At 53.5% G+C, this 24,699-nt stretch carries 22 protein-coding genes; 21 read left to right on the top strand and 1 reads right to left on the bottom strand.

Going from position 1 to position 24,699, the window contains the following annotated elements:
* Positions 1–32 precede the first annotated feature (32 nt).
* The 5 genes from trmD to MK323_00740 all read left to right on the top strand — a co-directional run bounded on the left by trmD (position 33) and on the right by MK323_00740 (position 5,348).
* Positions 33–794: a tRNA (guanosine(37)-N1)-methyltransferase TrmD gene (gene trmD, locus MK323_00760; protein ID MCH2480698.1), complete on the top strand. Its 762-nt coding sequence runs from the start codon at positions 33–35 to the stop codon at positions 792–794.
* Positions 778–1,125 (top strand): 50S ribosomal protein L19, encoded by a 348-nt coding sequence (gene rplS / locus MK323_00755; GenBank protein MCH2480697.1) that lies wholly within the window; start codon positions 778–780, stop codon positions 1,123–1,125. Before trmD ends, rplS begins: the two co-directional genes overlap by 17 nt.
* A gap of 74 nt (positions 1,126–1,199) precedes the next feature.
* Positions 1,200–3,197, top strand: a complete 1,998-nt coding sequence (locus MK323_00750) for a hypothetical protein (GenBank protein MCH2480696.1) — start codon at positions 1,200–1,202, stop codon at positions 3,195–3,197.
* Positions 3,198–3,199: 2 nt separating this feature from the next.
* On the top strand, positions 3,200–4,099 hold the full coding sequence (xerD, locus tag MK323_00745) for a site-specific tyrosine recombinase XerD (protein MCH2480695.1): 900 nt from the start codon (positions 3,200–3,202) through the stop codon (positions 4,097–4,099).
* 139 nt (positions 4,100–4,238) lie between these two features.
* Positions 4,239–5,348 (top strand): S-(hydroxymethyl)glutathione dehydrogenase/class III alcohol dehydrogenase, encoded by a 1,110-nt coding sequence (locus MK323_00740; protein MCH2480694.1) that lies wholly within the window; start codon positions 4,239–4,241, stop codon positions 5,346–5,348.
* A 66-nt stretch (positions 5,349–5,414) separates the two neighbouring features.
* Here MK323_00740 and trxA read toward each other — a convergent pair whose 3' ends face one another.
* Positions 5,415–6,278, bottom strand: coding sequence for a thioredoxin (gene trxA / locus MK323_00735; GenBank protein ID MCH2480693.1), 864 nt, complete (start codon positions 6,276–6,278; stop codon positions 5,415–5,417).
* Positions 6,279–6,417: 139 nt separating this feature from the next.
* On the opposite strand from trxA, the gene MK323_00730 reads away from it, so the two are divergent.
* The 16 genes from MK323_00730 (at position 6,418) to cofH (ending at position 24,690) form a co-directional block, all read left to right on the top strand.
* The gene (locus tag MK323_00730; protein MCH2480692.1) at positions 6,418–7,344 is read left to right on the top strand and encodes a DMT family transporter; all 927 of its coding nucleotides are present in this window, start codon (positions 6,418–6,420) and stop codon (positions 7,342–7,344) included.
* 17 nt (positions 7,345–7,361) lie between these two features.
* Complete coding sequence (locus tag MK323_00725) at positions 7,362–7,856, top strand: TlpA family protein disulfide reductase (protein MCH2480691.1); 495 nt, start codon at positions 7,362–7,364, stop codon at positions 7,854–7,856.
* A 114-nt stretch (positions 7,857–7,970) separates the two neighbouring features.
* Positions 7,971–8,849 carry a DMT family transporter gene (locus tag MK323_00720; protein MCH2480690.1) on the top strand — a complete coding sequence of 293 codons (879 nt, stop codon included), beginning with the start codon at positions 7,971–7,973 and terminating at the stop codon, positions 8,847–8,849.
* A 206-nt stretch (positions 8,850–9,055) separates the two neighbouring features.
* Complete coding sequence (locus MK323_00715; GenBank protein ID MCH2480689.1) at positions 9,056–10,306, top strand: Zn-dependent hydrolase; 1,251 nt, start codon at positions 9,056–9,058, stop codon at positions 10,304–10,306.
* Positions 10,307–10,455: 149 nt separating this feature from the next.
* On the top strand, positions 10,456–11,862 hold the full coding sequence (locus MK323_00710; protein ID MCH2480688.1) for an MmgE/PrpD family protein: 1,407 nt from the start codon (positions 10,456–10,458) through the stop codon (positions 11,860–11,862).
* A gap of 15 nt (positions 11,863–11,877) precedes the next feature.
* The gene (locus MK323_00705) at positions 11,878–12,384 is read left to right on the top strand and encodes a MaoC family dehydratase (GenBank protein MCH2480687.1); all 507 of its coding nucleotides are present in this window, start codon (positions 11,878–11,880) and stop codon (positions 12,382–12,384) included.
* A 37-nt stretch (positions 12,385–12,421) separates the two neighbouring features.
* Positions 12,422–13,582, top strand: a complete 1,161-nt coding sequence (locus MK323_00700; protein ID MCH2480686.1) for an acyl-CoA dehydrogenase family protein — start codon at positions 12,422–12,424, stop codon at positions 13,580–13,582.
* Between the two features lie 25 nt (positions 13,583–13,607).
* Positions 13,608–14,795: a CoA transferase gene (locus MK323_00695; protein ID MCH2480685.1), complete on the top strand. Its 1,188-nt coding sequence runs from the start codon at positions 13,608–13,610 to the stop codon at positions 14,793–14,795.
* Positions 14,796–14,827: 32 nt separating this feature from the next.
* The gene (locus tag MK323_00690) at positions 14,828–15,670 is read left to right on the top strand and encodes an LLM class F420-dependent oxidoreductase (protein ID MCH2480684.1); all 843 of its coding nucleotides are present in this window, start codon (positions 14,828–14,830) and stop codon (positions 15,668–15,670) included.
* A gap of 157 nt (positions 15,671–15,827) precedes the next feature.
* The gene (locus MK323_00685; GenBank protein ID MCH2480683.1) at positions 15,828–17,150 is read left to right on the top strand and encodes a Coenzyme F420 hydrogenase/dehydrogenase, beta subunit C-terminal domain; all 1,323 of its coding nucleotides are present in this window, start codon (positions 15,828–15,830) and stop codon (positions 17,148–17,150) included.
* Positions 17,147–18,931 (top strand): 2-oxoacid:acceptor oxidoreductase subunit alpha, encoded by a 1,785-nt coding sequence (locus MK323_00680; protein ID MCH2480682.1) that lies wholly within the window; start codon positions 17,147–17,149, stop codon positions 18,929–18,931. The genes MK323_00685 and MK323_00680 overlap by 4 nt, the downstream gene beginning before the upstream one ends.
* A complete protein-coding gene (locus MK323_00675) occupies positions 18,928–19,791 on the top strand; it encodes a thiamine pyrophosphate-dependent enzyme (protein ID MCH2480681.1) in 864 nt (287 codons plus the stop codon). Before MK323_00680 ends, MK323_00675 begins: the two co-directional genes overlap by 4 nt.
* Complete coding sequence (gene cofE, locus MK323_00670; protein ID MCH2480680.1) at positions 19,792–20,565, top strand: coenzyme F420-0:L-glutamate ligase; 774 nt, start codon at positions 19,792–19,794, stop codon at positions 20,563–20,565.
* The gene (cofD, locus tag MK323_00665) at positions 20,562–21,536 is read left to right on the top strand and encodes a 2-phospho-L-lactate transferase (GenBank protein ID MCH2480679.1); all 975 of its coding nucleotides are present in this window, start codon (positions 20,562–20,564) and stop codon (positions 21,534–21,536) included. Before cofE ends, cofD begins: the two co-directional genes overlap by 4 nt.
* The gene (gene cofC / locus MK323_00660; protein MCH2480678.1) at positions 21,536–22,270 is read left to right on the top strand and encodes a 2-phospho-L-lactate guanylyltransferase; all 735 of its coding nucleotides are present in this window, start codon (positions 21,536–21,538) and stop codon (positions 22,268–22,270) included. The genes cofD and cofC overlap by 1 nt, the downstream gene beginning before the upstream one ends.
* A 65-nt stretch (positions 22,271–22,335) precedes the next feature.
* Positions 22,336–24,690, top strand: coding sequence for a 5-amino-6-(D-ribitylamino)uracil--L-tyrosine 4-hydroxyphenyl transferase CofH (gene cofH / locus MK323_00655; protein ID MCH2480677.1), 2,355 nt, complete (start codon positions 22,336–22,338; stop codon positions 24,688–24,690).
* The last annotated feature ends 9 nt before the right edge of the window (positions 24,691–24,699 follow it).

The raw sequence follows: 24,699 nt of genomic DNA, 5'->3' as shown, positions 1-24,699 counted from the left end.
GCGCCTGTTGGAGCCGGTAGGGTGGCAGGACGATGCGACTCGACGTCGTCACTATATTTCCCGGTATGTTCGATGCAGTACGCTGCTGGGGAATGACCCGACGGGCCCTGGAATCAGGTTCGCTTGAGTTGGCCCTGTGGGACCCGAGGGAATTTACCGACGATAACTATCGCCGGGTAGATGACCGGCCTTATGGCGGGGGACCCGGCATGGTAATGATGATCGAACCGCTGCGTCGCGCATTGACAGCGGTTCGCGCGGCGGGTGGCGGCAAGGTACTGCACTTGTCTCCACAAGGTGGTAAGCTGGATCAGGCGCGTGTTAAAGCGCTGGCGGATGAAAGTTCGCTGGTACTGTTAAGCGGACGATATGAGGGTATTGATGAGCGTCTGATTGAGACTGAGGTCGATGAGGAAATCTCGATCGGAGACTATGTGGTTGCAGGGGGTGAGTTGCCAGCGATGGTGTTGATAGAGGCGCTGGTCAGGTATTTGCCAGGTGTGCTGGGTAACGAAGGTTCGGCAGCGGCTGATTCATTCAGTGATGGCCTGCTTGACTGGCCGCAGTACACCAAGCCGCAAGCGTATCGTGGTTATAACGTACCGCCGGTGCTGCTGAGTGGTAACCATGACGAGGTCCGTCGCTGGCGACTGAAGCAGGCACTGGGACGAACCTGGATGCGCAGGCCAGACTTGATGGCCAAGAGGAAACTGAACAAGGAAGAGCATCAGTTGCTCGAACAGTACAAACGCGAGCGAGAAGAACGGGAGAGTTCAAATGACCAACCTGATTAAAGAACTAGAGCAGGAACAACTGAAAACCGACCTACCGGAATTTGCGGTGGGTGATACTGTTCGCGTCCAGGTAAAAGTCAAAGAAGCGAACAGAGAACGTCTGCAGGCCTTTGAAGGCGTTGTCATCGCAAAAAAGAACAGAGGGCTAAACTCATCGTTCACGGTTCGCAAGATATCCTATGGTGAGGGTGTAGAGCGTGTTTTCCAGACCCATAGCCCGATGGTGGATTCGATCGAAGTACGCCGACGCGGCGATGTTAGACGAGCCAAGTTGTATTATCTGCGCGGCCGTACGGGAAAATCTGCCCGGATCAAAGAAAAGATCTCCTGATACATCCTCCAACGCTGGTCGCATTGTCCGGCCAGGTTGTGATATGGCCCCCAGCTGCCGGAGTGGGTCCGCGGATGACTTCGCGCAGTGGCCATGCTGCGGTCCCCCACCGTATGTGCAGGTTGTTTAAGTTACTGATCGGATGCCTGTTCAACAGGTGGCAAAATCTGTTGTCCGGCATGGCTGCTGCAGTGTTGCTGTATGCCATGTCACCTAACGTCCTGTCTGACCCGACTAATCCACCGGTATCGCTTCCGCTCTACCTGCGCCAGGCAGCTGACGACACGCGTTTGTGGTTGCCGCAACTAGATATTGGTTTCAGGACTCAGATTTCGGTCCAGCAGAGTCTGTTGCCGGAGCCTGGTACCACTGCCCCCGAGTTTTTACCGGTAGACACATCGACTACGCTGGCCCGGATCCGCATGCTCCGGCAGGCTGGCGCGTCGGGCCTTGCCCTGGCTCTGCTGAAGGAAATAGAAATCGAGCACAAATCTGATTGGCTGGAGTGGGAGCAGGAGTTGTGGTTGGCACTGAGGGCGGCGGGTCACTCCACGATGTTGCTGTCACGTCTTCAAACCGCGTTGTCGAGGCTCGATGGCGCGCTTAAGGCCCGGGTCTATGTCGACATCGCCGGTGTGCACATTGATCAGGGTGATCCGAGGCGTGCACGGTCAGTGCTGCGTGCGATGTGGGTTGACAGCGAGCCTGACAACCAGATCGCGATGACAGCTAGGCGGTTGATGATCGATGCTTACCGAACCGAAAAACTGTTTCAAGATGCGGATGCGGCCTGCAGCCGATTTCAGGCCGAGTACTATCCAGATGAAGCGAGCTGGGGGGAGTTGAGGGCCACGATATTGCTGGAGTCCGGTCGACCGGGGGAGGCTTTACGCTATCTGATTGGTCAGCAAGGGGCAAAAGCCGAGCGATTGCGTTTCATCGCGCGACTCAGGGAGGGTTCCTATACCGCAGACGACGTGCTGACTCGCCTCGGCCTATCGGCAGAACAGCCGAACGTCAGGGTAGATGCACACTTCTATTGGGGGATAGTGGCGGAAGCCGCGTTGCTGGCAAAGGACTGGTCGTCTAGGGTTAAAGCACTGGAATGGTTGTTGGTGCCCGGTGTGACGATAGAAGCTCCTATGCTGCCACCGACACGGGTCCAGTTGTTGACTGCCTATGACAGACTCGCTGCGGAGATTCTCCCGGCGATCCCCTATGTGTCACAGGACCCGGGTTCCTGGATCAATGCCGTAGAGGGTGCGGGTGTTGGGCTGGAGGGACAGCGGGCGTTGCTGGTGACCATGCTGCGTTCGGGCATCGAGGAAGATGCAGTCGGGATCCTGACGCGTTCTCTGGTGGAGTCTCTGATTGAAGCAAAATTATCGCCGTTGGTGCTGCTCTTGTATGGAGATGCTGCCCCGATGGGATCAGAGAGTCAGATCGAGGATGATCTTCTACAGACCCTGGCTCAGGAAGCGGTACAGAACCGGCGCTATGCGCTGGCCTCCCGTCTCTCGGGCAGGATGCGTGCACCGCCTCCAAACATGAACGAAGGAGAATGGGTGCTCCGACGGTCACGAATCCAGATATTTGCAGGGCAGGCAGATGATGGGTTGATCGCAGTGGTGGATTGGCTTTCGGGGAGCGATCAGCTGTCGGAAGGAATGCTAGACCGTGTCATGCAAGTGTTTTTTGATCTTCAGACTATTGGCAAACACGCACTGGCATTGAAGGGGTTTGCGCAGGCCGCCAATCTGGTCCAGACGCCCCGCCAGCGGCAGGAACTGCTTTTCTGGATGGCCGAATCCCACGCTGCTCTGAATAAACATGTGCGAAGTGCGGACTTGTTCCTGCGTTCGGCGGTGGTCGATACCAGTGCTGCCACGGCATCGCGGTGGAATCAGAGTGCTCAATTCAAGGCGGCTGTACAGCTCACACAGGCCGGCTTGTTGGTCGACGCTCGGATGGTTTATCTCGACTTGTTGCAGCAGGCTGATGACCGAAATCAACAGTTGGTTCTCAGACAGAAAATTCAAGATCTGGATCTGCGCAAGGCCTGGAGTCAGTAAAGATGTCTGAAAAACGAAATTTCCAGCTAATCGATCAGTTTCTAGACGCAGTCTGGCTGGAATCCGGGTTAAGCGCCAACACCCTGGCGGCCTATCGGTCGGACCTGAGGAAGGTGTCCAATTGGCTAGGAAAACAGAAGCGTTCTATGGAAAAAGTTTCCAAGTCTGAGCTTCTTGACTATCTGGCGCACACAGTCCGCTCGGGGATCAGTGCAAGATCTTCAGCACGGCAGCTATCGAGCCTGCGCCGTTTTTACCGTCATCTTGCCCGGGAGGGAATAGCTGAGACAGATCCGACGTCAGATCTACAATCCCCGGTTATCGGCAAAGCACTGCCTAAGACACTGTCTGAATCCAGTGTAGAGCAACTTCTGGCGGCGCCGACTGAAAACACAGCACTCGGTATTCGAGATCGAGCGATGCTTGAGACGATCTATGCCACCGGGTTGCGGGTTTCAGAACTGGTAAATCTGACACTGAGTGAACTCGATGCCACTGCGGGCCTGGTGCGAGTGACCGGGAAAGGGGGGCGAGAGCGTATCGTTCCACTTGGCGAGGAGGCACTTACGTATCTGGGGCAGTACCTGAATGATGCCCGACCCGAGTTACTGGGAGACAGGGTTTCCGAAGCGGTTTTTGTCACGCGCCGAGGCGGCCCGATGTCGCGGCAAGCGTTCTGGCAATTGATCAAACGCTATGCGACCGTGGCTGGTGTGGGCGACGCGCTGTCGCCACATTCTCTCAGGCATGCTTTTGCTACCCACCTTCTTAACCATGGCGCAGATCTTCGCAGTGTGCAGATGCTGCTGGGCCATTCCGATCTTTCAACAACGCAAATCTATACCCACGTCGCACGTGCCCGTCTGCAGGCACTGCATGCTGAGCACCATCCCCGCGGTTAGTCAGGGACGGATTCTTGCTTCGAGCTGGGCATGAAAGCCGTCGAGGTCGCTCAGTCATCGGCGGATTCTGGCTGCAACCCAGGTTCGCTATAATTGTGCGAAATTGACTGCTTAAACAAAAATCAGGAGTTACATCATGATAGCCAGTCGTGCCGCTGTTGCCCACGAGGCCGGTAAGCCACTCAGCATTGAAACAGTTAATGTAGACGGGCCTCGCGAAGGAGAGGTTTTGGTGGAGATCAGGGCGACGGGTGTGTGTCACACCGATGCGTTTACCCTTTCTGGAGAAGATCCGGAGGGTCTTTTCCCTGCCATACTCGGACACGAAGGGGCCGGTGTGGTGGTCGAAGTCGGGAAGGGCGTGACCACGCTGAGCGAGGGCGATCACGTCATCCCACTTTACACGCCGGAATGTCGCGTGTGTGAATACTGCACCTCGGGCAAAACAAATCTGTGTCAGGCGATTCGTGAAACGCAGGGGCGTGGCTTGATGCCGGATGAAAGCAGTCGTTTCTCACTGGGCAATGACAAACTATTCCATTACATGGGCACATCGACGTTTTCAAACTACACCGTATTACCTGAGATTGCTGTCGCCAAAATCCGCTCTGATGCGCCGTTTGACAAAGTCTGCTACATCGGTTGCGGTGTGACCACCGGCATCGGTGCGGTGATTAATACTGCCAGGGTAGAACCTGGGTCAAATGTAGTCGTGTTCGGCCTAGGCGGTATAGGCCTGAACGTTGTTCAGGGCGCAAGGCTCGTTGGCGCCGACATGATTATCGGTGTTGACCTGAATCCCGAGCGTGAGTCTCTGGGGGAAAAGTTCGGCGTAACCCATTTTGTCAATCCAAGCGAGGTAGAAGACGACCTGGTTGCGCATCTGGTCGATCTCACGCGGGGCGGTGCAGACTACAGCTTTGAATGTATCGGCAATGTAGAAGTAATGCGCCAGGCGCTGGAGTGCTGCCACAAGGGCTGGGGTGAAAGTATCATTATTGGTGTCGCACCTGCAGGCGCTGAGATAGCTACCCGGCCGTTTCAGTTGGTAACCGGCAGAGTCTGGAGAGGCACTGCTTTTGGTGGTGCCAGAGGTCGGACAGAGGTTCCGCGGATTGTTGACTGGTATATGGATGGAAAGATCAATATCGATGACCTGATTACACACACAATGCCGTTGGAAGAAATCAATTCAGCCTTTGATCTGATGCACGAGGGTAAGTCTATACGCAGCGTTGTGACCTACTGACATTGTTCGAGAGCGCATCTCTCAATTGACTGTTTTGCGTGACAGTCCGGTTGTACCCTGCTGCGGTCAGTTTAATGCTTGGGCCAGCAGGCGTCGATAACGAACGACGTGCTCGTTTGAATTACCCAGGGCTTCGAACATCTGTAACAGCGCTTCACGCCCGGAGTCTCTGAATTCTTTACGACCACCCTTGACGATCTCCAGGGCCTGGGACATGGCACCGTCGATGTCGTCCTCTAGAAAAAGAAGTGTGCTGAGTTGTCGGCGTACTTCGTAGTTGTCAGGTGCAGAGGCGATCTGCATTCTGAGCGACTCGGCGTCGAATTCTGGCCCCGCGAGTTCATTCATATCGATTTTTATCAGCAGCGCTTTGTATTCGGCATCCTGCTGTCTGGACAGGGTAACTGTTTTGAGGGTAATCCGCGCACCGGTCGGGTCTCCATCAGCAAGCTGATACGACGCCAGTCTAAATTGGAGTTTGTCGTAGTCCGGATCGTCGGCTAAAGCCTGCTGCAGCAAGGCAATGGCTTCAGAACTATTACCGTTATCAACCAGTTCAGCGGCGTTTTTCAGAGCCTCATCCGCTGGTCGATCTAGGTGCCGCTCAAGAAACTCCCGAATCGATTTTTCTGGAAGTGCGCCAATGAATTCGTCGGTAACCTCCCCATCTTTAAAGAGTTTCACCGTTGGCAGGCTGCGGACACCGTACTGTGCTGCAATTTGTTGTTCGCTGTCTGTATCTACCTTGGCCAGTTGAAACTTGCCGGCAAGTTCGTCAGCCAGTTTTGCGAGTATTGGCACTAACATCTTACACGGGTTGCACCATTCAGCCCAGAAATCAACCAATACAGGAAGTTCTCTGGATCGATCGATAACCTCATGTTCAAAAGTTTCTTGTGTAACGTCTATTGAAAAAGGATGATCTGTCATCTGTCTAGAATCCGGACAATAAGTTTTAGTGAGTGGAATTATGTGGGACTGTAATCAGTATTATCTACAAAACAGTCCTTATTTGTGTGCAATCGTTCGTATTCTTAGATTTCGATGAATACAGCTTAGATAGTTGACTATGCCAAATTCAAAACCTGTTACGGAGCAAATGTTGCTGGCTTGTGCCCCCAGTTTGTTCGTGGTTTTGTGGAGCACAGGTTATATCGGCGCGCGACTAGGTCTTCCGTATGCCGAGGCAGGAACCTTCCTGATGCTGCGGTTCGCGCTGGCTGCAGTATTCATGGTCGTGCTAGTGGTTGCCTGTCGTGCACCACTGCCGACAAATCTGCGTGACTTGGTGCACTGTGCTGTCGTCGGAGTCTTGGTCCATGGGTTGTATTTATATGGAGGGTTTGCTTCGATCCAACAGGGACTAACGCCGACCACTGTCTCGGTTGTTGTGGGTATGCAACCAGTGATTACGGCTGTGTTGATTGGCCCAATTTTGGGTGAGACCGTGAATATCAGGCAATGGGGAGGCTTCTTTCTAGGTACGCTCGGCGTGATTCTGGTTATCATGCCTAATTTTGTCGGCATCGGCATCAGCAGTGGGGCGCCTGCAGTGATTCTATCTCTGATCTGTGTATTGAGTATCAGTGTTGGAACGCTGTATCAAAAAAGATTTTGCACTTCTGTCGATCTACGTTCGGGTACGATGATACAGCTCATAGTTGCTGCGCTGATGATGTGGTGGGTCTCGAGCCAGTTCGAAGATGGACACGTCGAGTGGAACGGTACGTTCGTATTTTCATTAATCTGGTTGGTCTTGGTGCTTTCAGTAGGTGCTTACGCGTTGTTATGGTGGCTGGTTCGCCGAAAGTCGGCAACCAACGTGGTTAGTCTTTTCTTTTTGATGCCACCCGTTACCGCTATATTCGACTGGCTTCTTTTTGATCAAAGGGTGTCCTTGATAACGCTGATGGGTATCGTTATTGCTGTGGCGGGTATTGTGATTGTTATTCGATACGGGCCGCAGTCGTCGTCTGCGGCCTCACGTGCCCAGTGATGTGAGTCATAAACGAGATGCGATCTATATTGGCGGTTGTTGTCTGTACGGCATTGCTGATGTTTTGCCCAGAGAGATCATTTGGGCAGCAGATGTTCGAGAATTTCGAGGGCCAACCCGTAACGATCGAGCAGTATTTTGATGGAGAGCACTGGCTTGTTGTCGTGATCTGGTCATTCAGGTGCCCAATTTGTCAGAAAGAATTACCAACCTATGCAGATTTGGCCCGTCGACAACAAAGTGGAAGGTTCATAGTCATAGGTTTATCAATAGATGGTCAAGAGGGTTTCGGTGGTGCTTGGGCACTGTTGGAAGAGTTAGGTAACGACTTTAAGTCTCTGATCGGGGAAGCAGACGGGGTTGCAGATTTCGTCTTGTCCCATAGCCGTCAGCCTTTTCGGGGTACACCCACTATAAGGATCTTTAATCCCAGTGGAATTCTCGTTGCTTTTCAGGGTGGCCCTGTTCCGGTCGATTCTATCGAGGGTTTTATTGCCCAACGTTCTAACTGACCGTAGTCATTCTCTGGGTTAGAGCGCCGATGGTATTTTGCCGGACGGTACGCGTCCCTAATATGATGTTGTGGTAACAGCACCGACTATCCCCTGGGAAAACTGGAGAATGTCTTGAGTTCTGATTACCGTAAAGGTTTTTGGCTAACACTGGCAGGTGTTCTTATCTTTACGCCAGATGCCTTGCTGATCCGACTTGCCGATGTAGAGTTCTTCACGCTTGTTGTTTATAGATGCACGATTGCTGGTCTCCTGATGTTGGTGGGATATTCCCTCTACTGTGGAAGAGATTTCGTACGTCACATACTGATGATTGGTTTCTGGGGTCTAGTAGTGGTCGTGCTCGAGGGTGCGGCAAGCTGGACATTCTACTTGGCGCTGGAGCGAACGCCGGTAGCGAACGTCCTTGTCATATTTGCAAGTACACCATTGATTGCCGCACTCCTGACCCGAATATTTCTGGATGATGTGATCGAGCGACCCACATGGCTCGCCATCTGGTCTGCAGGTCTTGGCCTCGTGGTCGTGGCAAGTGGTGGCGTGACTACCGGTAACTGGCTGGGCGATCTGCTAGCACTGATTAATGCTGTTGTTATTGCTGGCGTGTATACAGTGATTCGTCGTAGACGTGATCTCAATATGATTCCTGCCGCTGGTTTGGGACTATTGTTAGCCGCGTTTGTCGCCTATCCATTTGCCCAGTTTCCTAGTTTGGGGTTACATCAATGGTTGATTTTGGTGATTGGGGCTAGCGTTGTGTTGCCCGTGGCGCTCGCACTTGTGACTCTTGGGCCACGCTATCTCCCAGTACCGGAGGTGGCCATGCTAACTCTTTTGGAGACAATTATCGGTCCGGTGTGGGTTTGGTTGGTGATTGGAGAGGAGCCTGGTATTAGAACCCTACTGGGTGGTAGTGTTGTTGTTACTGCATTGTTTTTTCATGCACTATGGCGGTTCAGGAAAACTCGACAAGATGCATCGAGCCTACCGTGAAAAAAGTACTCAGGCCATCGAACCCGCAGTGTTGAGAAATTGACCCGTGCCGGGACAAGTGCTAGAAAGATTGTTCGAAATCAGAATGTACGGTAGCGCTAGTCAGCGTTCATTTTACTGGTTGTACAATTGATTTAGCCGGTGCCGCGTGTTGCACAGGGCGTTGGACGGTTTAAGACCTGCATAGAGTGACCAGGAGCAGATGTATGAAAAACGATAAACCGCGTCAGATAAACGCCGAGCGTTTATGGCAGAGCCTGATGGACATGGCCCAGATCGGGGCTACAGAAAAGGGCGGGTCTTGCCGGCTGGCGTTGACCGATGAAGACAAGGCCGGCCGCGATCTTTTTGTACGCTGGTGCAAGGAAGCCGGCTGCAGTATTTCTGTAGATAAAATGGGTAACATTTTCGCTTGTCGTGCGGGTAGTGAACCCGAATTGCCATCAGTTATTGCCGGCAGTCATCTGGACACCCAGCCAACCGGCGGGCGATTTGATGGGGTATACGGGGTGCTGACCGGACTGGAAGTTATTCGGACCCTGAACGATCTGGGTATAGAGACAAAGCATTCTGTTGAAGCGGCGTGTTGGACCAATGAAGAAGGCAGCCGTTTTGCCCCAGCTATGGTCGCCTCGGGCGTTTTCGCTGGGGTTTACGACCTTGACTATGGTTTGAGCCGGTCGGATGACGAGGGCCGGAGTATGGGAGAAGAATTGCAGAGAATCGGATATGCCGGCTCAGAACCCATGGGACGTCCTCTGCACGCCTATTTTGAGGCGCACATCGAACAGGGCCCAATTCTTGTCGAAGAGGGAACGACTATTGGCATCGTAACCGACGCACAGGGGCAAAGATGGTACGAAATCACGCTGACCGGAGTTGAGTCTCACGCCGGCCCGACACCGATGGATCGGCGTAAAGATGCACTTGTTGGAGCTGCCCGGATCATCGGACGGGTTAACGAGATCGGTTTGTCGCATGCTCCTTTGGCCTGTTCGACGGTCGGTATGATAGACGCCTACCCCAACTCCAGAAATGTCATTCCTGGTCGGACCTTCATCACGGTTGATTTCCGCCATCCTGATGATGACGTGTTAAGTCAGATGGATCGAGAGCTGCGCGAAAGCGTGGCTGATATCTGTCAGAAGTCAGGACTTGCATACAACTTGGAACAGATCTTCTACTATGCACCGGTTTCGTTTGACCAGAGCTGTATCTCGGCTGTGCGGGCAGGTGCTGCGCAGGCGGGATACTCGGCGCGGGAGATTGTGACCGGTGCCGGACATGATGCCTGCTTTGTTGCCCAGACAGCGCCAACATCGATGATATTCATTCCCTGTGTTGACGGCATCAGCCATAATGAGGTTGAGGATATTAAGCCTGAGTGGGCCACTGCCGGTGCCAATGTTATGTTACAGGCGATACTGGAAAAATCAGGCGTGTCCGAACAGCCATGAATGTTAGAAAGATTTGCCGGCAAAAGCCGAGTGCCGACAGAAAAGCTGTGTATTAAGGGTCCGCTGTGGTTGGACCCGGCACCCATTGCCGATTATGATCTGGCGTTCGACTGTTGCGATCTTGTTACAGCAGAAACGGAGTGACCAAGATGAAATCAGAAACTGCCAACCTTGCACAATTTGTCGCTGACCTTCAGTTCAGCAAGCTNCCACAAGATGTTGTTGAGCGCACCCGCTTGCTGGTGTTGGACCATGTGGGTATTGCGCTGCGGGCCCGCCATGCGGCCGCTTTGAATTCTGCCATGCCAGACTCCCTGGACGTGCTTGGGCTTTCAGGCGGTGACGCAGTGGTGATTGGAGATGAGCGGAGTTACTCGCCCGCGGCAGCGGCGTTTTACAACGGAAATCTTGCACATTCACTCGATTTTGATGACACCCATGCGCGGGGCTCAATCCATCCCAGTGCCCCTATCGTCCCCGCAGCACTTGCCGCGGCAGAGATCACCGGGGCCGATGGTCAGCGCGTTGTCGCTGGCATTGTGGCGGGTTACGAGGTTCAGATCCGACTCAGCATTGCGCTGAATCCCACAGAACACTACAACCGGGGTTTTCATCCAACGGCAACCTGTGGTGTATTTGGTGCTGCGGCTGCAGCTGGCAGCATTCTGGGACTGACCGTCGATCAGATCGTCAGCGCATTCGGGCTTTGCGGCAGTCAGGCAGCGGGTTCCATGCAGTTCCTTGTTGATGGAGCCTGGAACAAGCCCTTTCACGTGGGTTATGCCGCAATGGGTGGACTGGTGTCGGCGGTGATGGCGTCTAAAGGATTTATCGGATCCAGGGAGTCGCTGGAAGGTACTAAAGGTGGTTTTCTTAAGGCCTATGCGCCCGATGCAAATCCCGCTGAGGTGACTGCAGGATTGGGTGAGATCTATGAAACCATGAACATCGCAGTAAAGCCCTATCCTTCCTGTCGTTACGGCCATGCTGCGATTGACGCACTCATTGCGATCAGGGCGGCCAATGATGTCGACTACCGTGCCGTCGAGGCCATAGAAGTCGGATTGCCCCGGACCGGCTGGAACCTGATCGGTGATCCGGAAAGTGAAAAACAAAACCCGAAGAACTACGTCGATGGCCAGTTTTCAATGGCTTTCGTCGGTGCGGTTGCTATTCGTGAAGGGCGGATGGGCTGGGATGATTATGAAACTCATCTCAATGATCAGGACACCCTGGCGCTGTGTAAGAAAGTCAAAGCGGTGGTTGATGACCGGGCTGAGGCGCATTATCCGTCAAACATGAGCGGCGTAGCGCGAGTGGATATCGGGGGTAATAGTTTTGAGCAGATGGTGGTTGACCCGAAGGGCGAGCCAAATAATTTTCTGAGTGATGCTGAGATGCGGGGTAAGTTTGATACGCTTGTTGCGCCTTATCTAGACTCAGATACCCTTGACCGGCTGGCAGAAGGAATACTCCGGCTCGATGGACAAAAGAATATCCACGGACTGCTTGACCTGACGCGTACCCAGCAGGCAGCAGCGCTCAAGGCTGTTTAGGTCGACTGCATTTCGATGGTTGTTGAAAGAAAAGAGGTGGGCCCTGGACGATATCGGGAGTCCTATGGTCGTTACTTCGAAGACTTTCAGATTGGTGATATTTACGAACACCGGCCGGGAAGAACGATCACGGAAACCGATAACACCTGGTTTACGCTGTTGACAATGAATACACATCCGCTCCACTTCGATGTTGAGTATGCAGCTAAAACAGAATTCGGCAGGCCATTGGTGAATTCGGCATTGACCTTATCGATCGTCTCTGGCATGAGTGTGAGCGACCTCAGCCAAAAAGCAATTGCCAACCTGGGTTGGACTGACATTAAGCTGACCGCGCCGGTCTTTGCTGGAGATACTTTGTATGCGGAATCGGAAGTGCTGGACAAACGAGAGTCCAAAAGTCGTCCGACCCAGGGAATCGTGTCTGCCCAGACCACGGCGATGAAGGCCGACGAAACTGTCGTGATGACCTACCAACGAGCTTTCCTCGTGCCCAAACGAGGTTATGCAGTGGACGATTAACCAGTCGTCGGTTCAGGCCAGCAAGAGGTAACCATTCATGAGTGGTGTAGAAATGCGCACCAGCGAAGAGGCGATGATGCTGGATTCCGTTGACAGGTTTCTGGAGCGAGATGTGCGTCCCGTTGCCAGGGAGTTGGAAGCCAGCGATACCTACCCACAGTCCATTGTTGATCGAATGATTGAATTGGGACTGTTCGGCGCTACGATTTCGACCGAGTATGGTGGTCTGGGACTGTCTGCCACGACCTATGCGTCTATCGTTGAGCGGATATCAGCAGTGTGGATGTCGGTATCAGGACTATTCAACTCCCACCTTATTATGGCTGCTGCCGTTCAGCGGTTTGGCACAGAACGCCAGAAAAACCACTATCTCCCCAGATTTGCATCCGGTGAACTGCGAGGGGGAATCGGGCTGACCGAACCCGACTGTGGAACTGATCTGCAGGGAATCCGAACCCAGGCTGTCGGTGAAGATGATCATTACGTGGTTAATGGGGCCAAGACCTGGATAACCAACAGTGCCGAGGGCGGTATTCTGGCTGTGCTGGTGAAGACAGACCCGCGGGCCGAACCCGCATACCGCGGTATGAGTTTGTTATTGATAGAGAAAGGACCGGGTTTTACGGTTGTGCGAAAGCTGGATAAGTTGGGGTACAAGGGAATTGACACGGCAGAGTTGTTGTTTGAGGATTGCAAGGTCTCACGCGCCAATCTTGTTGGCGAAGAGGAGGGGCGAGGCTTGCAGCAGATACTGTCAGGTCTTGAACTGGGGCGGATCAATATTGCAGCTCGGGGTGTTGGGTTAGCCCGCGCTTGTCTTGAGGAGTCGATCGCCTACGCCCAGGTGCGAAAGAGTTTCGGTAAACCCATATGCGAACATCAGGCGATTCAGCTTAAGCTGGCGGATATGGCCACGAGGGTGGAAGCCGCTCGGCTTCTGACAGAATCTGCAGCACAGGCGTATGACAGTGGCGAGCGTTGTGATATGGAAGCCGGCATGGCGAAACTGTATGCGTCTGAAGCAGCCATCAGCAACAGTGTTGATGCGATGCGTATTCACGGCGCCTATGGTTATTCGCGTGAGTTCAATATTGAGCGCTATTACAGGGATGCGCCGCTTCTGGCAATTGGTGAGGGCACCAACGAACTGCAGCGAATTATCATTTCCAAGCAACTGGTAGCGCGCAAAAAAGTATGACTGTTAGCCCGTTAAAGATCCGTTGATGTTGCCGTTGGCAGCTGTCCGAGTCGTCGCCGTCGAACAGTATGGCGCTGGCCCGTTCGGGACGATGTTTCTGGCTGACCTCGGCGCAGAGGTGATCAAGATTGAAAATCCTTCCGACGGCGGTGATATCTCCCGAGACGTCGGCCCTTACTTTTTTGAAGACCGGGACAGTTACTTTTTTCATGCCCTAAACCGAAACAAGAAAAGCCTCACCCTGGATTTGAGCAGAGCGGGATCTAAGGAAGTATTTCACGACCTTGTCAGGTCGGCTGATGCTATCTGCTCAAATCTTCGCGGCGATGTTCCCGAAAAGTTGGGTTTGACCTATCAAGATCTCAATACAGTTAACTCGGCTATTGTCTGTGCACACCTGAGTGCGTATGGCCGCGAAGGGCCGAGAGCCGACTGGCCGGGCTACGACTACCTCATGCAGGCCGAGGCGGGTTATCTTTCGCTGACGGGTGAGCCTGGGTCTCCGCCTGCGAGGTTCGGTCTTTCTGTGGTCGATTTTATGACAGGTCTTGGATTGGCCTATGCCATTTTGGCCGGCTTGACGGGTGTACGATCGACCGGGATTGGCCAAGATATGGACGTCAGCCTGTTTGATTTTGCTCTGGCAAACACCAATTATCTTGCAGCATGGTACCTCAACGAAGGCAGTACGCAGGAACGTCTACCTCGGTCTGCACATCCGTCTCTGGTGCCATGTCAGCTTTACCGCACCGCTGACGGATGGTTGTTCATTATGTGCAACAAAGAAAAATTCTGGTTGGCTCTATGCGATGCGATTGCCAGACCGCAGTGGAAAGGAGATGCACGGTTCAGTTCTTTTAAAGAAAGATTGGTACACCGGGACCATTTGACCGAACTGATCGACGAGGCACTGACGTCGCAAACGACTGAACAGTGGCTTGATAAGTTGTCCGGACTCATCCCGGTCGCACCCGTGAATGATATCGCCCAGGCGCTTGAAAACCCTTTTGTGACAGAACATGGTCGGCTGCAGACTTTAACCCACCCGACGAAAGGGGATTATCGATTGGTCGCAAATCCAGTACATGCAGGTGCTGGCAAGTCACCGTCAAACCCGGCGCCACGCCTGGGAGAGCATACTGAGCCATTGCTTAAAGACTTGGGTTACAGCGAAACCCGTATCCAAGGGTTGCGCAGTGACGGTATCATCTAACTGACTGTAGAAAATCTGGAGGAGTTTACGATATGAAATTTGGGGTATTTGTTTTTCCGACTGAGTATTCAATATCAACACAGGACCTGGCAATGGGTCTTGAAACGCGGGGCTTCGAGTCAATGTTCGTGTGTGAACATACACACATCCCGGTCAGTCGCTGTACACCATTTCCGGGCGGGGAGCCGTTGCCCAAAGAATACTCTCATACACTGGATCCTTTTGTTGCCTTGTCAACTGCCGCTGCAGTCACGGATACGCTGCGTCTGGGAACGGGGATCTGCCTGGTGGCTCAACGCGATCCCATTGTTACAGCCAAGGAAGCGGCTAGCCTGGATCTGGTTTCGGGCGGTAGATTCGAGCTGGGGATCGGAGCTGGCTGGAACCAGGACGAAATGGAGAATCACGGGACGCTTTACGAGACTCGATTCAAGGTCATGGCTGATCGCGTGAAAGCGATCAAAGCTCTGTGGACCCAGGAGGAAGCCAGCTATTACGGTGAATTTACGCAGTTTGAGCCGGTGTGGTCGTGGCCAAAACCGGTTCAGAAACCGCATCCGCCGGTGCTGCTGGGTGGGGACACCCGGCATTCCCTACGTCGAGTACTGTCCTTCTGCGACGGTTGGCTTCCGCGCGGAAATATGGCGATGGCAGACCCGCACAAGGGCATGGCAGAGCTTCGAAACTGTGCGGAAGAACTAGATCGGGATGCCGCATCAATTCCGGTTAGCGTATTCCGTGCACTGCCTGAAGAAGATTACTTGAACAAGTGTCGGGAGGCGGGCGTCACACGGGTGCTGTTCCAGGTGCCGTCCAAGAGCAAGGATGAAGTCATGCCATTGCTCGATCAGTATGCGACATTGTTTGATCACTGAATTGCCGGTACGTGGGTGAAGCTTGAGGCAGCTCATAGCAGTTAAAATACCGGTGTTTCAACAACCACTACATGACCGATCGGTGTAAACCAACCCACTAAGACAGGCCATAACGACAACCACCCGGTTATACGTTGACATCACGCCTGATTTAAATATGACAGATGACTTAACCAAACAAGTCCAGAAGCGTTACCACGCACTGCTTGAAGAGGGTGCCGATCCGAATGAGTGGGCATACGCCTGGCGCTCGGAGTACAACCGGGGAGGGTTCAAGGCCGTCGACTTCCTCATGGAAGAGGTGGTCAATCCCGGTAAGTGTATCGGCTGTGCAGCGTGCCTGACGATATGTCCGGTTGATGTTTTCGATTATGAGAACGAGAAACCGGTCGACGTGCGAAACAGTGCCTGTGTTTTTTGTGAGTTATGTGTGGATGCTTGTCCTGTTTTGCGACCGACTGATCGGGACCTGGCCCAGCAGATTGAATTGCGCCAACCCGTTATGGACGATGGGTTTGGGCCTTACGCCTACGGTGTACTCGCGCGTACCACAAAGGAATACATATTGGAAGCCGGTCAGGATGGAGGCATCTGTTCAGCGCTTGGTATACATGGTATGCAAACAGGGCAGTTAAAGGGCATGGTGGTGGGCAATGAAGATCCAGACAATCCGCAGATGGGTTACGCCCATCTGGCGACTACCCCTGAGGAAGTAATTGCGAGCGCCAGGTCGCGCTATTCCTACCAGCCAAACACACTGGTTCTGGTCGAAGCCATGAAGCGGGGCATCGCACCGCTGGCGGTTGTAGGTGTGCCGTGCCAGGTCGACGGTGTACGGCAGCAGCAATATTCCAGTATTCGGCTGGACGTAGCTGAGTGGTACAGGCAGAACATCGGACTGGTGATTGGACTTTTTTGTTCTGAGGCCTTTACCGAAAAGGGTATGGACTGGCTGGCGGACGATCTGGGAGTGTCCAAGCGCGATGTTACCAATATCAATATCAAGGGCCGGCTTGAGATTAAGTTGCGGGATGGCCGAGAAGAAACCCGTTCGCTGAAAGCTTTCGGTAAGTATGCCAGGCCTGCCTGTCTTTATTGTATGGATTACGCTGCTGACAATGCGGACATCGGGTTGGGTGGTATCGGACTCAACGGCTGGACGTTTACGGTTATTCGGACAGAGACTGGGCACAGGGCCTGGCAGGCACTGATCAAGGCCGGTTGGGTCGAGATCAAGGAACTCTCCGAGATGCCCAAGTCCAAAGAACTTTTGAGCCGTCTTGCGCGTTATAAACGCAACCGGCCTTTGCCTGCGCTGATGCCCACTCATTTAGAGCGTGAACTGATTGGAAATCTCGATCCCAAGCACTATTACCGGGGTTGGGAGGACGGCCATTCCGCAAAAGAATGGCGGCCTTTGCCTCCACCACCGCCCAAAAAGAAAGATACAGCCGCGAAGAAGCCAGGGAACGGTTCATGAACGGGGCTAGACCACGGCTTGAGGATCTAAGCATCATTGTCTCGGGCCAGGGAGGCGACGGTTCACTGACTGTCATCAATATTCTGGCAGACGCCTTACGATCAGTCGGATTTCGTGCTTACACAGAACGTGATGTGCTGTCGCGTATCAAGGGGGGCATCGTGACTGCGACCTTGCGTGCGTCTAAAGAGGAGCACCTTGCGATCGGTAGCCAGATCGATTTGATTGTGGTGTTTGATCAATCTGCGATTAAAAAGAACGCCCACCGACTCAATGACCGAAGTATTGTGATTCACGACAATTCTGGTGGTGATCTACCGCCCAACAGTGGTGTGCCTGAGGGAGCGCGGGTGATCGGCATTCCATTCAGTCGGCACGCAATCCGGGAATTTCGCCAGGATATTTACAAGAACAGTGTTTCGTCTGCGGTCATCGGCCGTTTGATTGGGTTGAGTGATGACGACATGCACCAGTCGTTCGAGAAGCGATTTGCCCGTCGGGGCGCACAGGCGCTCAAATACAATCTGGACGCTTTGAAACTCGGCCACGAACTTTCCGATGAGGTTGGGCTGACGGCTGACAACGGTCTTTACGAGATCGTCAGTACCGATTCGCACCCCCAGATGTTGATTACCGGCAACGAAGCTGTGGCGTTCGGTTTTGTGGTTGCGGGCGGACGATTTTTCGCCGGCTATCCGATAACGCCGTCAACAGATATCATGGAGTGGCTTGAAAAATGGCTGCCCAAGTTCGGAGGTATCGTGCGGCAGGCTGAAGACGAACTGTCAGTGGTGAATATGGCAATCGGCGCAGCGTTGACGGGCACGAGGACGATGGTTGCAACCTCAGGGCCCGGGTTGTCTCTGATGCAGGAGGGTATTGGTCAACTGGGGATGGCAGAAATCCCGCTGGTCGTGGTTGATTCTCAGCGCAGTGGTCCCAGTACGGGCATGCCGACTAAACCTGAGCAGAGCGATATAAATTTACTGGTTTATGGGGGCCATGGCGATTTTCCTCGCGTAGTGCTTGCCCCCAGTACACCAGAAGAGTGCTTCGGTATCACAATAACGGCCTGTAATCTGGCAGAGCAGTATCAGGTTCCGGTATTTATCGCGCTGGATCAGGGGCTGTCGCAAAACCTTGCCACCATCGACCCAATCGACCCGCAGCGGGTTGTAATCAATCGAGGTGATCGCCTGGATGATGACGCACTTGCAGTTATCAAAACCTATAAGCGCTACGCGTTTACCGACAGCGGTGTGTCGCCTTTTGCACCACCAGGAACGCCCGGGGGGATGTCCTTGGTAACTGGAAATGAGCACGATGAGTTTGGGCAGGTGTCGACAGATCCCGGTAATCGCGTCCGTATGATGCGGAAGCGTCAATCCAAATTGCATACTATGCGACCCGATCTACCATCGGCGATCACTCACGGCAGTGAAACCGCTGATATTGGTTTGATTGGTGTGGGTATGACTTACGGCGTGATTACAGAGGCGCTGGAGATTCTTGACGATAAGGGTATATCGGTTCAGTATCATCAGCCGCGAACATTGTGGCCAATGCTAGATGAGACGCCGGAATTTACCCACCGTATGGGCTGTACCATCGTTGTTGAATACAATTTGACGGGACAACTGGCTCGGCTCATAGTTGCCCATGGCGGTGACGAGTCACATATTCACAGTATCCTGGGCTTTGACGGTGTGCCGCTGCGCGCACATGACTTGGTTCAGAAAACAATTGAAATCCTAGAATCAAGGAGTCATAAGGTCGCATGACAGAGACTTTCACACCTACCCGACCGATCTGGTGTGCAGGCTGCGGTGATTTCGGTGTGTTGGAGGCATTAACACAAGGATTGGATGAACTGGCGGTCCCCGAATATCGGCGTATGATCATTGCCGGCATAGGTTGCTCCGGGTCGCTGCAGAACTATCTAGCTTGTTATGGCTACCATGCGCTCCACGGTCGCGTTCTGCCGACGGCGACCGGGTGCAAGCTGGCCAATCCCGACCTCACCGTCGTTGCAGTCGGGGGTGATGGTGATGGTTACGCTATTGGCGCTGGGCATCTGGTCCACGCGTTCAAGCGTAATCCTGGAATCACCTATATCGTGATGAACAACGGCACTTACGGTCTGACTAAAGGGCAGGCATCACCGACCAGTACGACCGGCTTTCGGGGCAATATCGAAGAAGACCTCGACCCAGTTCTACTGGCCTTGAGTATTCCGGGTTCGACATTCATTGCACGTGGCTATAGCGGCCAGCCTGCACAATTGCTGAACTTGACTATCGCTGCACTGAAACACACCGCTGCAGGACGCGGGATGGCATACCTTGAAGTACTGTCTCCGTGCGTCACTTATAACGACACTTACCGTGAGTGGCGTACCAATGTCTATAACGTCGATGACGACACCGGCTATGACAGAAAAGATCGAGCTGCGGCATTTACTCGAATGACAGAATTGAGGGAGCAGGGGCGATTACCGCTTGGTTTGATTTACGAAGGTGAACGACCAGCGCTGGAATCATTTGTGAGCAATACTGCGTTTGATGTACCCGCTCGACAGGATATTTCTGACCCCAGTCTCGTTGACGGTTACCGTGAAGCATTGCAATCATTCATAAAATAAATGGACGGGTCAAACGACCTATTGCTGACTGCTGTACCGGGCATCCCGCTGATCGATATAGATTGTGATGTTGTTGAGCTGATTCTTGTGGCAATGGCCGAACACGACCTGGCCTTGAAAACCGGGGACATTCTGGTCATCGCGCAAAAAATAGTCTCGAAGTCGGAAGGGCGCATGGTTAATCTCGCCGAAGTTGAACCCGGCGATCAGGCGCATGAACTCGCACGTAAGACCTCTAAGGATCCCCGCCTGGTTGAACTGATATTGTCAGAATCAACGGAAGTGTTGCGCGCTATCGAAGAGCTGATCATTGTTGCGCATCGACTGGGGATTGTTCTGGCAAACGCCGGAATTGATGCCTCCAACGTGGCACCGTCCACTACTGTCGAACAGGTGCTGCTGCTGCCAAAAGATCCCGATGGCAGCGCGCGGGAATATCGCAGGCGTATCAAACAGCAGACCGGCAGCAGTGTCGGCATCATTATTAACGACAGTGTGGGTCGGGCCTGGCGACTGGGGACCACAAGCCTTGCCATAGGTGTGGCCGGTGTAACTGCGCTGGAGGATCATCGTGGAAAGCCCGACCTGTTTGGTGTGTCGCTAAAGGTCAGTGAGGAAGCGATTGCCGATGAATTGGCGAGTGCAGCAACTTTGTTACAGGGCCAGGCGGCTGAAAAAAGTCCCGTGGTGTTGATCCGCGGATTCAGTTCAGGATCAGATGAGCAGTCAGCCTCGTCGCTCATTCGCCCGGTTGACCAGGACCTCTTTAGATGAACAGTGTTGATGCCGATATCACTGACTGTCGTTACGCGATTTTATCGGGCGGCGTCGGTGGTGCCAAGCTTGCGCTCGGGCTATATCTCGAGCAGTCCAGCGAAGAGTTACTGGTCATCGGTAACGTGGGTGACGACTTCAGCCACTGGGGCCTTCATATTTCACCGGACCTCGATACGCTGATGTATACCTTGGCCGGTGTCGCAGATCCGGATCGAGGCTGGGGTAGAGCGCAGGAGTCGTGGACCGTGCTGAACACTTTGTCCGATCTCGGCGGCATCGACTGGTTTCGCCTGGGCGACCGGGACCTCGCGGTACACCTGGAACGCTCTGTTCGCATGGGTGAAGGAGAGACTTTATCGGCGGTCACACGGCACCTGTGCCGGGCCTTCGGCGTTACTGCAATACTCGTACCGCCGACCGATGATGAGGTCCGGACCATAATAGATACCACCGACCGAACCTTGTCTTTCCAGGAATATTTTGTCCGTGAGCGATGTGAGCCGCCGGTAACCGGCCTTCGTTATCAAGGTGCATCCCAAGCCACGCTTTTGCCTGAGATCGGTCGGTTGCTTGCAGGAGATCGACTGGAGGCAGTGATACTGTCTCCATCAAATCCCTATCTGAGTTTGGATCCTATACTCGAGATCGCCGATTTGCGGCACCGTCTGGCAGCATCACCTGCACCGGTGGTTGCTGTGTCACCGTTGATTCAATCTCATGCCTTCAAGGGTCCAACCGCAAAAATCATGATGGAATTAGGGTGTGCGGTCTCAACCTTGACGGTGGCTCAACACTACGCTGATATTCTGGACGGTATTGTGATCGACCCGGCTGATCGGGAGTTATCGGGTGCGATCGAGGATTTAGGCATTAAGGTACGGATTACAGATACCGATATGGCTAACGAACGAGATAAGCGGCTTTTGGCTACCGAAGTGATCTCGTTTTCTGAGACAATAGCCGGGTAGTGTCTATCGAATCCGCAGCGGGTACCGCAATGGCCGATTATTTTCCGTGGGCGATCCTGCCGTTGAAACCGGCTGCTGAGGCCAATTCACGCCTTTCTCCGGTTTTGTCGCCACATCAGCGACGGCAGTTGTACGAGGTGATGCTGGCTGATGTGCTGTCTGCGCTGACTAGCGTCTCATCGATAGGAGGTGTTCTGGCGATCACCAGTTGTTCCGTAGCGATGTCACATCTCCGTCGCGCTGGCGTAGAATCTCTGGCAGACCCAGGTCATGGTGGGCTCAATGAAGCCATTGCCTACGGGTTGACTGAGCTTGATCGACGAGAGATAACTGGCGCATTTACGATACCCGGCGATATACCTGTTGTGACAAGTGATGAGATTTCTGGTTTGATCAGGTCTATACAGGACAACGGTTCGGTCACGATCGTGCCTTCACACGATGATCGGGGAACCAACAGCCTCGCAATGGCACCGCCAACATTGTTGCCCCCCCGATTCGGACACAGCAGCAAAGATACCCATATCGCCCTTGCCAAGCAAAACGATCTCTATCTAGAGTTGATGCCGTTGTCGGGATTCGGATTTGATATCGATACGCCTGCCGACCTCAACCGGATGGCTGGGTTAATGGGTCCATTCCAAACCAAGTACTTTCTGGACGAGATCGGATTTTTAGAGCGCAAGACACAATCACCGATGCCCGTACAGTCCGGATTGGGACTTTCTGGATGACCGGTCCTTCCCTAAATTTGGATCGCTTTTGGTCTCGACGACCTGGGCCGGACGAAGCCCGAGCAATGGCTGAATTGCCGGCAGGGAGAACTTTACTGGAACTGGCGGCAACGCTTCGGGATCAGGGTTTCGGCTCGTTGGTCACTTATTCGCCCAAGGTATTTGTGCCGCTCACAGAACTCTGTCGTGATGTCTGTCATTACTGTACGTTTGCCAAGCGTCCACGACAGCTTTCGAACGTGTATCTGACAGAGCATCAAGTGCTAGACATAGCGGGCAGGGGTGCAAGAGCCGGTTGCCACGAAGTGCTGTTTACCTTGGGCGACAAACCCGAGTCACGATATCGTGCTGCACGTGAGGCGCTGGATACGCTGGGTGTTGAGACCACAGTTGATTATCTCGTGCAGATGGCAGGGCGTGTCGTCGAGCAGACAGGACTGTTGCCCCACATCAATGCCGGCATACTGTCCGCCGATCAGATGGCTGCGCTGAAGGAAGTTTCTGTATCGCAGGGCATCATGCTGGAGTCTGCGTCGGCGCGTCTGGCAGCACCCGGCGGTCCGCACCACGGTTCACCAGATAAAGATCCTGCGATTCGCTTGGCGAATATCGAACTTGCCGGGCAACTGAAGGTGCCCTTTACCACCGGGATTCTCGTCGGGATCGGGGAGACACGCCAAGAGCGGATTGAATCACTGCTTGCCTTGCGGGAGCTGCACGACCGATATGGCCATATTCAGGAGGTCATCATCCAGCCTTTCCGGCCTAAGTCTGGCACGCTGATGGTCAACCATGTTGGGGCTGACGACGACGAGCTGAAATGGTCAATCGCGGTGGCACGAATTATTTTCGGCCCGGAAATGAGCATTCAAGCACCGCCAAATCTTTCACCGGGCTTCGAGATCGAATTAATTTCTGCGGGAATCAATGATTTTGGTGGCGTCTCGCCGGTAACTCCTGATCATGTGAATCCGGAAGCACCTTGGCCACAGTTGGCGGTACTGAAAAAGAATACAGAGCGGGCAAATAAAGTGCTGGTTGCACGTTTGCCGATCTACCCCAGGTACATATCAGCAGAGTCGGGCTGGGTCTCGTCGTCAATCGCTGACGACCTGTTGCGGCATGTAGACGCGTCAGGGTTGGCTCGAACAGACAGCTGGGTACCCGGAGAACTTACCGAAGCACCCTTTGGCGTGGGCCAATTTAAGAAGGTCCACAAAGGAAGTTATATTGGGCGTATTGAAAAGCGGCTAGATCAGGGTCTGGAGTTGTCGGAGACCGATATCGTTCAGTTGTTCAACGCGCGCGGCTCAGAGTTTGAAGAAATCTGCCATTTCGCAGACGATCTCAGGCGCAGTGTGGTCGGTGACACCGTGACTTATGTGGTTAACCGCAACATTAACTATACGAATATATGTACTTATCGATGTGGATTCTGTGCGTTCTCGAAAGGTTCCACGCTTAAGGGTTTACGCGACAAGGCTTACGTGCTGGATCTTACTGAGATTGTCCGAAGGGCAGAGGAAGCATGGGAACGGGGCGCAACGGAGGTCTGTCTTCAGGGTGGTATTCATCCTGATTTCACTGGCGAGACCTATCTGGAGATCTGCAGGGCGATTCGTTTTGCGCTGCCGGATCTGCACATCCATGCGTTCTCCCCGCTTGAAATTCAACAGGGCGCCGCTACGCTCGGCATTTCTGTTCGTTCTTTCCTCAAACAACTTAAGGAATCGGGGCTCTCTACGTTACCCGGCACCGCAGCAGAAATACTCGATGACGAGGTTCGCCGAATAATCTGCCCAGATAAGTTGACCACAAACGAGTGGTTAGAAATCGTGGAAACAGCGCACCAGTTGGAATTGCGAACCACAGCGACAATTATGTTCGGTCATGTCGATCAACCACACCACTGGGCAAGACATCTCTGCCGGATACGTGATCTGCAGATCAGATCGAACGGGTTTACTGAGTTTGTGCCCCTTCCCTTTATTCATCAGGAGGCGCCGTTGTACCGCCGTGATAGCTGCCGACAGGGACCAACATTCCGGGAGACTGTCCTGATGCACGCGGTTTCCAGAATCGTTTTGCATCGCCACATTTCAAACATTCAGGCTTCTTGGACAAAAATGGGGCGCAGCGGCATTACTCAGTTACTTAATGCCGGTGTCAATGATCTTGGCGGCACGCTGATGAATGAATCGATTTCCCGTGCGGCGGGCACGCGTAACGGCCAGGAACTGCCGCCACAGGAGATGGATCAGTTGATTGCTAGTGTTGGCCGAGAACCGTTACAGAGGACCACTCTATACGGGCGCCCACTTGGTGATCGCGTTCTGTTTTCTTATCAAGCCAAACCGTTGAAAGAGCTTCATGTTGGGACAGTGTCGCGCAGCGTTGCTGCGCCACAACCAACTGTCTGAACGGCGACA

This window comes from Gammaproteobacteria bacterium, from assembly GCA_022450155.1.
Lineage (GTDB): Bacteria > Pseudomonadota > Gammaproteobacteria > Arenicellales > UBA868 > REDSEA-S09-B13.
The sequence above is the reverse complement of the archived record's forward strand: the minus strand, read 5'-3'. Positions and strand labels throughout refer to the sequence as shown.